Here is an 11,723-nt window from a genome sequence, read left to right as displayed (position 1 = left end):
CATACTAGAACCGTACCAAAAGTACCAGGTAAAATATGGAAATTATCGCTGTTTTAGCAACTTTTTTTACTTTTATTTTATGAATTAGCGTCAGCCATTACAAATATTGCATTTGGGAAAATTTAGGTTGTTGAATGTAAGATTGAAAGCCCGAGGTGAACTATTTATGAAAGTATCTGATTATGTAGCAAAGTTCTTAATAGACAACGGAATAAAAGATCTTTTCTTAATATCAGGTGGAGGAATAATGCACCTGCTTGATAGTGTTGCCAGGCAAGAAGGCTTAAATCTGGTTTTCAACCTTAATGAGCAAGCTACCGGTATATGTGCTGACAGTTATGCACAATACACCAATCATCTGGGCGCATGTCTTCTAACAACCGGTCCCGGTGCAACTAATGCCGTAACAGGCTGTGCCGGAGCTTGGCTTGATTCCACACCCGTTTTATTTATCTCGGGGCAATGTAGAATTGAACAAATGGGCCAACTGCGTGGATTACGTCAATATGGTGCCCAGGAAGTTGCCATAATCCCCTTGGTAACACCGATAACTAAATATGCTATAATAGTTCTGGATAAAGAAAAGATTCGTTATTATCTAGAAAAAGCAATCTATCTGGCAACTCATGGTCGACGTGGTCCGGTATGGATTGATGTACCACTGGATATTCAAGGTTCACAAGTTGATGAATCTTCACTTGTTTCTTTCGATCCCGAAATTGAGGGATTAGTTGAGGATTACTGCACAGAAAAAACACAAATTTCAGATATTTATAAAATGCTTAACGTGTCTAACCGACCTGCGATACTTATCGGGCATGGCATTGTAGCCGCAGGAAAGGGTGAGCTTGTTCACCAGCTTTGTAACAAATTTCAAATTCCTGCCCTTGCAACATGGAGAGCAAAAGGTGTATTCGGTGACGATGAAGAGCTATTTATGGGATCACCGGGCATTCCAACAACTCGTTATTCAAACTACGTTTTGCAAAACACAGATTTTCTGTTAATAATCGGAACCCGCCTTAATCCAGCAATAACAGCTTATGCGGAAGACCGCTTTGCCCCTAATGCAAGAAAAATTATTGTTGATATAGACAAGGGTGAGGTTGATAAACTATCGATTCCGTTTGACATGAAAATCATAACTCATGCTGGTGTGTTCTTAGATGCTTTCGCCAAGCAAAAAAGCGAACATGACCCAAAACAGCGTGCAAAATGGTTGAATTATTGCAGATATATCAAGAAAAAGTATCCACTCAATAAAGAGATTCAGCCTGTGTCAAATGAAGGAAAAGTTGATGGCTTTACGTTTGCGGAAAAGCTGTCCGATCATTCTTCTGCAGAAGATATTTTCGTTGGGTCTTCTTCCGGTCGCACCTGTGGAATATCGCATATGGCATATAAATTAAAGCCGAATCAGAGGTTTATTTCTTCCATGGGAATAGGGTCAATGGGATGGTGTGTTCCAAGTGCGATATCGTGTTGTATTGCAAGCGGGAAGCGCCGAACTCTTGTTTTTGAAGGTGATGGTAGTTTACAGCACAATATTCAGGAATTGGCGTTAATTGGCACATATAAATTGCCGCTCAAGCTTTTTGTGCTATCTAACGGTGGTTATGCGTCGATATTGATGATGCAAATAAACAATTTTGCTGCACGTTTTGCAGGCTGTAACGAGGAAAGCGGACTGCGTTTCCCTTCCTTAAGGGATGTGGCTAAAACATACGGACTGAAGTACTTAATTATAGAGAATAACCAGCAAATTGATTCCATTTTGAACATAGTAATGAGTGATAACCATCCGGTTCTCTGTGAAGTTGTGGGTTCTATAAATTTTGATGAAATACCCAAATCAGTGACGATTGCTAATCCTGATGGAACATTTACCTCGTCTTTGCTTGAGGATCTTTATCCGTTTGTTTCAAGAGAAGAGCAAAAGCTAAATATGCCTGATTGGGAATGAATGATGGCCACGTCGATATCGTATTGAAAGTGGTGGAAAGATGAAATTGTATGATGTTATCAACTCAAGTGGAGTTTATGCTATTGCCGAAATGTCAGCAAATCATGCGGGAAAACTAGATAACGCTCTAGAGATAGTTCGCGCCGCTAAAGAAGCTGGAGCAGACTGCCTGAAGATTCAAACCTATACCGCGGATACTCTGACGCTTGATTGTAATAATGAGTTTTTCCGAATCAAGGTTGGTCTTTGGGATGGATACAGACTTTATGATCTGTATAAAGAAGCTTATACTCCTTGGGAATGGCATAAAGCGATAAAAGACGAGTGTGATAAAGCAGGGATAGATTTCTTATCTACCCCATTTGACAAAACAGCCGTTGATTTTCTCGTTGAACTTGGTGTTAAGTTTTTTAAAATAGCTTCGTTTGAACTAGTAGACATTCCTTTGATTGAGTACGCTGCGAGTAAGGGTAAGCCGCTAGTAATTTCATGCGGGATGGGCTCAATTGATGAAATTCAAGATGCCGTCGACGCTTGTAAACGACAAGGAAACGATCAAATAGTTTTGCTCAAATGCTGCAGCGAATATCCGGCGAATTATTCGGATATGAATCTTGCGGTAATTCCGGATATGAGAGAGCGTTTCGGTGTGCCTGTAGGTCTTTCTGACCACTCCATGGGAAGCCTCGCTGCTGTAGTAGGTGTAAGTCTTGGAGCGTGTGTCATTGAAAAGCATTTTTGTTTAAGCCGTGAAATTGAAAATCCTGATTCTGCTTTTTCAATGGAACCGAATGAGTTTTCCGCTATGATTAGTGACCTTAGAACAGTGATAGCAGCTAAAGGAAGCGTATGTTATGAACTATCTGAAAGAGAAAAAAGCAGTACTGTTTTCCGGCGTTCATTGTTTGCCTCAAAAGATATAGAAAAAGGCGAGATAATAACGGAAGAGAACGTTCGATGTGTTAGACCGGGTTATGGCATGAAGCCGAAATTCTACAAGTGTATTATTGGAAAGAAAGCTGCCTGCGATATGAAATTCGGCACTCCTATCAGCCAGGAAACGATATGCGACGGAGAGTTTGAAGATGAGTAATGTATATTTGCGACCTGCCGAGTGGTCAGATGTGGATTTGTTGTATGAATGGGCCAATGATAAACAAGTTCGTAGCAACCCATTTAATACAGAAATAATATCTTGTTATGACCACAAACATTGGTTTGAGAACTATATGGCAGACGAAAACACTGTTATATATATGCTGTGTGATACTGAATCAAAGATAGGTCAAATTAGGCTTGATTGCAGCGAGCATATAGCGAAAATCAACTATATCATATCAAAAAGATATAGAGGTCTGGGTTATGGTGAAATCATCATACGGCTTGTGGAGAAAAAAATCGTTATCGATAAATCGGATATTCGGTGTATAAAAGCTATTGTTAGGAGTAATAATGTAGCATCTCAAAAGGTTTTTGAAGACAATGGATATACAGGTACATATGATGAAAACGAAAAACATTATTTATATTTTAAGGAATTAACTCCAATAAACAGCGGAATTACAATTGATTGTAAAAATCCTAGTGGGGGGGTACTGTTATTAACTAATAACAGAAACTCTCTTACACTTTATGATGCATTAAAAGAAACTGGTGAAGATATAACGATTTACAGTGACTCAATTGACGATGAATTATTGGCAATTGAGTCACCCAAATATGTTATTAGCTACAATTATACTCACATAATCCAGAAAAGACTGATTGATTACATGTGTGGTAAGATGCTTAATATTCATATTTCAATGCTGCCGTGGAACAGAGGGTCAGATCCGAATTTCTGGAGTTTTATTGATAATACTCCCAAAGGTGTAACCATTCATTTGATAGATGAAGGTTTGGATACAGGTGATATTCTCTGCCAGAAAGAATTGACTTTTAATGAAGATAATGAAACATTCCGCACAAGTTATAATGCTCTGAATGATGCCGCAGTGTCCCTTTTACTTGAACATTGGAACGAAATCGTCAACGGAGTGATAACACCGATCTCTCAACCCACAGGTGGCTCGTATCACAACAGACGAGATTTCCATAAGTATATAATAGGAAAAAAGTTCAATTGGGACATGGTTATATCAGAATTCAAGAGAGAGTGCTAACATGATAGGTATAAGAGTAGACGTTAATGAAATAACTGCAACAGGTCACTTTATGCGTTGCCTTTCTATTGCGCAAGGGTTACGAAATGCAAAAAGCGACATACTTTTTATTTCGGCAGACGAGAGGGCAAAAGGACTCTCAGAACAATATCAATTTCAAGCGGTACAGCTTGACACAAAATGGGATGACATGGATTCTGAAGTCGATATATTAACGGATATCATCTGTAGATATCGTGTTGATAAGCTACTTGTGGACAGCTATTACGTGACAGAGGAATACTTGAGAAAGATAACTGAATATGTGGACCTGATCTATATAGATGATATCAATAAATTCAAATATCCTGTTAACACCTTAATTAATTATAACGCCTACTTTAATATTTTTAATTATGCCCAAACGTATAAGGAAACAAATACGAAGCTGATATTGGGACCAAAGTACGCTCCACTCCGCAGCGAATTTCATGGGATTAATTGCACAGTCAATGAAATTGTTGAAAATGTGTTGATAACCACTGGTGGTTCGGATACTTATGGAGCTTCTGAGCATTTGACTGAAGCATTGATTAAAGACGAAAGATTTTCCCATATCAATCTACATATTATCGCAGGAAGATACAGTAAGATTAACGAGAAAATTGATCTGCAGTTATGCCCCAATATTCATGTACATAAAAACGTGAAAAATATGTCGGACTTGATGAAACAATGTGAAATTGCAGTAACTGCAGGTGGTTCAACGATGTATGAATTATGTGCATGCGGTGTGCCTTCGGTGTCATTTACATTTGCTGACAATCAAGTATTAGGAGCTGAAGCTCTTGATAATATGGACTTAATACTTTATTCAGGTGATGTAAGAAATGGGATGGATGAGTGCATAGCAATAATAGTAGAAAAAATTCGATACTATATAAATAACTATGAAGTTAGAAAACAAAAATCCCAAGCTATGCAATCTCTAGTCGATGGCTTCGGTGTTGATAGAATTGTTAAAGATGTATTTGGCTTATAAGCAAGAGGGAGAGGAAAAACTGTGTACATACCCTATGGAAGACAGACAATTGATGAAGATGATATTCAAGCCGTATGCGAGGTTCTCAGGTCTGATTACCTGACAACCGGTCCGAAAATAGCAGAGTTTGAACAAAACGTTGCGGAATATGTGGGGGCGAAATACGCTGTTGCTGTTTCCAGCGGAACTGCTGCTTTGCATGTGGCTTGTCTATCCGCAGGGATTGGTGAAGGCGACGAAGTCATTACAACCCCCATCACTTTTGCGGCATCTTCGAACTGTGTGTTATATTGCGGGGGAACACCTGTGTTTGCCGATATTGATCCGAAGACGTATAATATTGATCCAGAAGATATTAAGAGTAAAATCACATCAAAGACGAAGGCGATTATACCGGTGCACTTAACCGGACAGCCCTGCGATTTGGATGCAATCCATGCGATTGCCGACGAATACAATTTGATTGTCATAGAGGATGCCGCACATGCTCTTGGCGCGGAATATAAAGGCAAGAAAATCGGTGGAATGTCAGATATGACAGGGTTTAGCTTCCATCCGGTTAAGCACATTACAACCGGTGAGGGCGGTATGGTTACAACGAATACTGAAAAGTTGTACGAGCGTTTAAAGCTCTTCCGTTCACATGGTATAACAAGAGAAGAAAACCTCATGCTTAATTATGAAGGCGGTTGGTATTATGAGCAGCTCGAACTAGGGTATAACTACCGAATAACGGATTTCCAGTGCGCTTTGGGCATAAGCCAAATGAAGAAGATTGATAAGTTTGTTGAGCGCAGACGTGAGATTGCTGCAAGGTACGATGAAGCTTTTGCTGACGTTGTAGGGGTCATAACTCCCTATCAGGCAGAAGGATGTAAAAACAGTTATCATCTATACGCAATACAGGTTACCAAAATGCCACGGATAGAAGCATATGATAAATTGCGTGCTGCCGGATTGGGTGTAAATGTCCATTATATTCCGGTTCATAAACATCCGTATTATCAGAAAAACGGTTACGCAGATGTTTGCTGTTCCAATGCCGAGGCACTGTATAGTAGGTTGATCAGTTTGCCAATGTATCCATCCTTAACTGATGAAGAGGTCGAGTATGTGATTAATGCGGTGAAAGGATTATTCTAGTATATAGCTACTTTATAGTAGACACTACAAATTTTCACAAAAACCCCTGAGCAAGTCTGTATATAATGTGAAACGTGATATGTATTTAAGGAATGTCTCCCCTAATGGGGCAGTTTTATGAAATAACAAGAGTCTTAAGTGAGATTGAGAGGTGAACCACCGAATGCAAATTCTCATTACTGGCGGTGCCGGATATATAGGCTCTCATACCTGTGTTGCTTTAATAGAAGCAGGTCATTCAGTTATTGTTGCTGATAATCTGTGTAACAGTAAATTTGAATCAATAAACAAAATAAAACAGATTACAGGTAAAGATCTCACCTTCTACAAAATCGACGTAACCGATGAAGAAGCCGTCAACTCCATCTTCTCTACCCACCAAATCGATGGCTTGATTCATTTTGCAGGGCTTAAGGCGGTAGGAGAGTCTATGGAGAAGCCACTGGCGTATTATTATAATAACACTGTCAGCACCATGGTATTGAGTAAGGCGTGCCTGAAATATGGTGTAGGGAAATTTGTATTTTCATCCTCAGCTTCTGTATATGGGGAGAATGATGTACCTTTCGTGGAGACCATGGATCTGTTGCCGACGACGAATCCCTATGGGGAGACTAAGGCGATGAGTGAGCGGATCCTGACGGATGTTGCGAAAGTGAATCCTGGATTTGCGGTGTCATTGTTGCGTTACTTCAACCCGGTGGGTGCTCATGAGAGTGGGCTGATTGGGGAGGATCCTAATGGCATTCCAAACAACTTAATGCCATCTGTGACCAAGGCGGCAAAAGATAAACTGGAGAAACTAAGAGTGTTTGGGAATGATTATGATACGGTAGATGGTACCGGCGTCAGAGACTATATTCATGTAGTAGACTTGGCGGAAGGGCATGTCGCAGCTATTGAGAAATTAACCGAAGGTGTCCATGTCTACAATCTTGGGACTGGCCAAGGCACATCAGTTTTACAACTGGTGCATACCTTTGAAGAAGTTAATAAGATCAAAGTTCCTTTTGAAATCGTTGATCGTAGACCTGGTGACATTGCTTCATGCTATGCCGATGCAAGTAAAGCTGAAAGGGAACTTGGTTGGAAGACGAAGCGTGGGATTAAAGAGATGGTCAAGGATGCTTGGAGGTTTGAGCGGTTGCTTAGGTAGGCTGGGTCTCGATCTGTCTTGGTGACTAAATTCATAGGGTTTAAGATATCTCAGCTGGCCATCTTCATAAGAGCTTTTTAGCTATGCTTAAGCAAAAGGGCCAGGACGAGGAGCTAAGAATGATGCGGGAAGTTTCCGAGATCGTGAATATACATTATGTTCGCCATAAAGAGCGTCTGGGACTGGGATATTCTGTTTACTGTGCATGTACATTTGTGTTGGAAAGATTGGGAAGAGGGACGGAGTTGTTGTTTCCTTTCCCCGATTTCATTTAGACCTAAAGATAATGTTGAAGGAAGTAAGAACCTGAAGAAATTAATGGCATGTTGTGATATAATTTGTAATAAATGTAGCAGATGTAATTTAAAAGAGATTTATTAAATTAGCTGATACTAGGGCGGTCTGGGCTTATTTCTTTACGGAAAGCGGAATGATGTTGGGGACAAGCTGGTTTTTTTTAATAGGATCCCCATTTCCAAAAACGTCATAAGAAAAAAGTTTATGGGGAACCTTGGTAACGGTAGAGGTGATAGAGTTGTTAGGATTTAATAATAAATTTAAACAGTTTGTTCTGGCCTTAGGAGATGTTGTACTAATAGGCTCGGCTTTGTACATGGCCCTTGTTTTGCGCTTTGAGGGGCATATTCCTTCGTTTTTTATGGGAAATTTTGAAAAACTGCTATGGCCGGTAATCGGTTTGCATATCATCATATTTATTTGTTTTGGTATCTACAAACGATTGTGGCGCTATGCAAGCGTGGACGAGCTTATGCTGATTGTCTTTGCTGTGGGGTCAGGTTCTGCCATCAACTACCTTTACAGCTGGTATTTCAATCTCCCGCTTCCACGTAGTGTCTATGTAATTTTTGGGGTATTGCTGCTCTTTTTCATCGGGGGTTCCCGTTTTTTCCTGAGGGTGCTTGTTAAGTACCTGAAAAAAATAGAGGGAAACAACAACGGGGACAAGCCTGTTTTAATTATTGGAGCCGGTGATGCCGGGGTGATGGTTGCTGATGAGCTGAAAAAACACCAGGCTGCACTGGGTACAAAGATTGTTGGTTTTATTGATGATGATCCCAATAAGCAGAAGCAGATTATTCATGGCCTGCCTGTACTGGGAAAACGGGAGAATATTCAACAGGTAGTGGAGGAGAGGGGAATTAAAGAAATTATCCTTGCCATGCCCTCTGCTTCCTACAGCCAACAGCGCAGCATAATCGATCTTTGCAAGGATCTGCCGGTCAAATTAAAGACTGCTCCCGGGATGTTTGAAATTTTGGGGGGACAGGTTAGCCTTACCCAGCTCAAAGAGGTGGAGATTGAGGACCTTTTAAAAAGAGACCCTGTGGAAGTTGATATCCAGGAAATCTCCGGCTATTTGGCAAACAAGGTCGTCATGATTACCGGTGCTGCAGGCTCGATCGGATCTGAGCTCTGCCGCCAGGTGGCTTTACTCGGCCCCCAGCTGCTGATACTGCTGGACTGCGATGAAAACGGCATTTTTTACATAAACAGGGAGCTTGAGCAGAAAAACCCCGAGCTGAAGATGTATCCATTGATCAGGAATATTCAGGACCTGCAGGCTTTAGAGAAGGTCTTTCAGATATATAAACCCCGGGTTATCTTTCATGCCGCTGCCCACAAGCATGTGCCTCTCATGGAACTTAATCCTGAGGAGGCAGTGGAAAATAACGTTTATGGTACGAAAAATCTGGTGGACTTGGCCGAACGTTATGGTGTGGAGAGGTTTGTCTTTATCTCCTCCGATAAAGCGGTGAAGCCATCCAGTGTTATGGGAGCCACGAAAAGAGCGTCGGAGATCTATATGCAGCACCGGGCACGCAGTAACGGCAGCTGTGTTTTTTGCGCTGTCCGCTTCGGCAATGTCCTGGGGAGCCAGGGAAGCGTGGTACCCCTTTTTAGGGAGCAGATCAAAAGGGGCGGTCCGCTTACTGTAACTCATCCCCATATGACCCGCTATTTTATGACCATTCCAGAGGCGGTGCAGCTTGTTATCCAGGCGGGAGCATTGGGAGAAAAGGGCATGATATTTATTCTGGATATGGGTGATCCTGTGAAGATTATGGATCTGGCCAGGGATATGATTCTTTTGTCGGGTCTCAAGCCGGGGGAGGATATTGAAATAAAATATACCGGGGTGAGGCCGGGGGAAAAGCTGTGCGAGGAGCTTTTTAACGATAAGGAAAACTTCATGAAGACAACGCACGAGCGCATCTTCATTGCCCCTGATACTTTGAGCCCTCAGGATGAAATTAAAAAAGAGATGGAATATCTTTCCCGGATAGTAGGTGGGGATCTGAGTCCGCTTTTGGAATTCAAAAAAATTCCTGGAGGGGTGCGGATTTTAAAACCCCCTGTGTTAGGATAGTTGTCATAGGGCTCCGAGTAAAGTTAAGGGGAGCGTAGGTTACATGACAAGAAACACAAGGGAAACACAAGGGGACGGTTCTTTTGTGTTGACAGAAATCATATATTTTGCTATTCTAAACAGGGGTGACTATATGCCAAGACGAGCCAGAGAGAAAAGCAGCTCAGGAATTTATCATGTGGTATTAAGGGGAATTAATAAACAGCGGATCTTTGAAGATGATCAGGACAATCAGAAATATCTTGAGACAATTAAGACATATAAAGAAAACAGTGGGTATGAGATATATGCCTACTGCTTAATGAGCAATCATATACATTTACTGATGAAAGAAGGGAAAGAAGATTTAGGGGTCGCCTTTCGCAGAATTGGGGCAAGCTATGTTTACTGGTATAATTGGAAAAGGGGGGTATTCCCTTAGCTCCTCTTGTGGTATGATGTAAACGTAAAATTCTTGCAATTGCAAGGTGGTAAAACCATGAAATCAACGTTGACTACACAGCATGGCGACTACCCAAACACATACCGAGAATTCGTGAAAATGTTTCCTGATGACGCTGCATGTGCAGCCTTTTTGGCGAAGTTGCGTTGGCCCGAGGAATTTACATGTCGGTCATGTAAGACAACTTCAACACCGTGGAACCAAAGTCGTGGTCGTCTGGTATGCCCAATCTGCCGTTATCAAACGTCCGTAACGGCGGGAACGATTTTCGATAAGACGCGGACACCTTTGACAACTTGGTTTGAAGCGGCCTGGCATGTGACCACCGCTAAGAACGGTATGTCGGCCAAAACTTTAGAGCGTACTATCGGTACAAGCTATAAAGTAGCTTGGATGCTGCTACAGCGCTTTCGGGTGGCGATGGTAAACAGTGAACGAAAACCGTTATCTGGCATCGTGGAAGTGGACGAAACTTATATCGGTGGCAAAGAACATGGCGGTAAACGCGGTCGCGGCACCATCAAAAGCATTGTGGTTATTGCCATAGAGATCAAGCAGCCCAAAGGTTTTGGGCGAGTGCGGATGCGTTGTATTCCAGACTTATCTGGTGATAGTTTGCTACCCTTTGTGCAGGATGTTGTTGCTCCAGAATCGATAGTATGCACCGATGGGTGGCGTGGCTATAACGGATTACCTAAATGCGGATACACTCGAGATATGCAGGTGCTATCGTCTTCTGGTGATCCTGCCCATGTTTCTATGCCAGGGGTCCACCGGGTCGCAAGTCTCGTGAAACGATGGATTCTTGGTACACACCAAGGATCCGTGCTACCCAATCACCTACAATCCTACTTGGAGGAATACACGTTCAGGTTTAATCGTCGTACCTCTCGAAGCCGTGGTCTTGTCTTTCGAAGGCTCCTTGAACAAGCGGTAACTACTAACTCGATAACTATGGGCGATATAACCGGCGGCTATGACTGGGATCATAATTATTTTTAGAACGAAGAGGAGCTAAGGGGATACCCCCTTATTGGAAATACAGCCGGAGAGGCCATTTATTTCAAGACCGGTATAAAAGTGAAGCAGTTGAGACAGATAAATATTTTTTGGCAGCAATGAGATATATCCATCAAAATCCAATGAAGGCGGGGATGGTTAAAGAGGTTCAGGCCTATCCCTGGAGTAGTTATGGAGAATATATTAAGAAACCTGAGATATGCGATACCCAGTTTGCCTTCAGTTTGTTTTCGGCAAATTCAAAAGAGGCATTATATTTGTGGGAAAAGTTTAATAAGGAAATTAATAATCCTGCATTTCGCAAACAACACCTTTCAGCAAAATCCTTGCATTTTTCACTATTAACCTTATTCCTTGCAGCCGCTTAAGAAAGCGAATTAGCTAAAGAATGGGTCAACAAATTAAACATGTGAAGATATGATCTTCA

Annotated in this window: 11 protein-coding genes; all 11 read left to right on the top strand. The window is 41.6% G+C overall.

Annotated elements, in window-relative coordinates:
• Positions 1 to 166: 166 nt before the first annotated feature.
• The 11 genes from Q7J27_06950 to Q7J27_06900 all read left to right on the top strand — a co-directional run bounded on the left by Q7J27_06950 (position 167) and on the right by Q7J27_06900 (position 11,664).
• Complete coding sequence (locus Q7J27_06950) at positions 167 to 1,963, top strand: thiamine pyrophosphate-binding protein (GenBank protein ID MDO9528882.1); 1,797 nt, start codon at positions 167 to 169, stop codon at positions 1,961 to 1,963.
• A 40-nt stretch (positions 1,964 to 2,003) separates the two neighbouring features.
• Positions 2,004 to 3,056, top strand: a complete 1,053-nt coding sequence (gene pseI, locus Q7J27_06945; protein ID MDO9528881.1) for a pseudaminic acid synthase — start codon at positions 2,004 to 2,006, stop codon at positions 3,054 to 3,056.
• Entirely contained in the window at positions 3,049 to 4,125 is a 1,077-nt protein-coding gene (locus Q7J27_06940; protein ID MDO9528880.1) for a GNAT family N-acetyltransferase, read from the top strand. The genes pseI and Q7J27_06940 overlap by 8 nt, the downstream gene beginning before the upstream one ends.
• Before the next feature lies 1 nt (position 4,126).
• Positions 4,127 to 5,146: a UDP-2,4-diacetamido-2,4,6-trideoxy-beta-L-altropyranose hydrolase gene (gene pseG, locus Q7J27_06935; protein MDO9528879.1), complete on the top strand. Its 1,020-nt coding sequence runs from the start codon at positions 4,127 to 4,129 to the stop codon at positions 5,144 to 5,146.
• A gap of 21 nt (positions 5,147 to 5,167) precedes the next feature.
• Positions 5,168 to 6,289, top strand: a complete 1,122-nt coding sequence (gene pseC / locus Q7J27_06930; GenBank protein ID MDO9528878.1) for a UDP-4-amino-4,6-dideoxy-N-acetyl-beta-L-altrosamine transaminase — start codon at positions 5,168 to 5,170, stop codon at positions 6,287 to 6,289.
• A gap of 163 nt (positions 6,290 to 6,452) precedes the next feature.
• Positions 6,453 to 7,445: a UDP-glucose 4-epimerase GalE gene (gene galE, locus Q7J27_06925; protein MDO9528877.1), complete on the top strand. Its 993-nt coding sequence runs from the start codon at positions 6,453 to 6,455 to the stop codon at positions 7,443 to 7,445.
• Positions 7,446 to 7,528: 83 nt separating this feature from the next.
• Positions 7,529 to 7,720, top strand: coding sequence for a hypothetical protein (locus Q7J27_06920; GenBank protein ID MDO9528876.1), 192 nt, complete (start codon positions 7,529 to 7,531; stop codon positions 7,718 to 7,720).
• Positions 7,721 to 7,956: 236 nt separating this feature from the next.
• The gene (locus Q7J27_06915) at positions 7,957 to 9,834 is read left to right on the top strand and encodes a nucleoside-diphosphate sugar epimerase/dehydratase (GenBank protein ID MDO9528875.1); all 1,878 of its coding nucleotides are present in this window, start codon (positions 7,957 to 7,959) and stop codon (positions 9,832 to 9,834) included.
• Between the two features lie 43 nt (positions 9,835 to 9,877).
• Positions 9,878 to 10,255 (top strand): transposase, encoded by a 378-nt coding sequence (locus Q7J27_06910; GenBank protein ID MDO9528874.1) that lies wholly within the window; start codon positions 9,878 to 9,880, stop codon positions 10,253 to 10,255.
• A 57-nt stretch (positions 10,256 to 10,312) separates the two neighbouring features.
• Positions 10,313 to 11,278 (top strand): IS1595 family transposase, encoded by a 966-nt coding sequence (locus Q7J27_06905; protein MDO9528873.1) that lies wholly within the window; start codon positions 10,313 to 10,315, stop codon positions 11,276 to 11,278.
• Positions 11,279 to 11,430: 152 nt separating this feature from the next.
• A complete protein-coding gene (locus Q7J27_06900) occupies positions 11,431 to 11,664 on the top strand; it encodes a hypothetical protein (GenBank protein MDO9528872.1) in 234 nt (77 codons plus the stop codon).
• Positions 11,665 to 11,723: the final 59 nt, after the last annotated feature.

Source organism: Syntrophales bacterium (genome assembly GCA_030655775.1).
GTDB lineage: Bacteria > Desulfobacterota > Syntrophia > Syntrophales > JADFWA01 > JAUSPI01.
Note: the sequence above shows the minus strand (reverse complement) of the source record. Positions and strands in the feature narration are given on the sequence as shown.

Coding starts and splice junctions, on each gene's coding strand:
- Q7J27_06950 (MDO9528882.1), top strand. CDS start 167: ATGAAAGTATCTGATTATGTAGCAAAGTTCTTAATAGACAACGGAATA.
- pseI (MDO9528881.1), top strand. CDS start 2,004: ATGAAATTGTATGATGTTATCAACTCAAGTGGAGTTTATGCTATTGCC.
- Q7J27_06940 (MDO9528880.1), top strand. CDS start 3,049: ATGAGTAATGTATATTTGCGACCTGCCGAGTGGTCAGATGTGGATTTG.
- pseG (MDO9528879.1), top strand. CDS start 4,127: ATGATAGGTATAAGAGTAGACGTTAATGAAATAACTGCAACAGGTCAC.
- galE (MDO9528877.1), top strand. CDS start 6,453: ATGCAAATTCTCATTACTGGCGGTGCCGGATATATAGGCTCTCATACC.
- Q7J27_06920 (MDO9528876.1), top strand. CDS start 7,529: ATGCTTAAGCAAAAGGGCCAGGACGAGGAGCTAAGAATGATGCGGGAA.
- Q7J27_06910 (MDO9528874.1), top strand. CDS start 9,878: ATGACAAGAAACACAAGGGAAACACAAGGGGACGGTTCTTTTGTGTTG.
- Q7J27_06905 (MDO9528873.1), top strand. CDS start 10,313: ATGAAATCAACGTTGACTACACAGCATGGCGACTACCCAAACACATAC.
- Q7J27_06900 (MDO9528872.1), top strand. CDS start 11,431: ATGGTTAAAGAGGTTCAGGCCTATCCCTGGAGTAGTTATGGAGAATAT.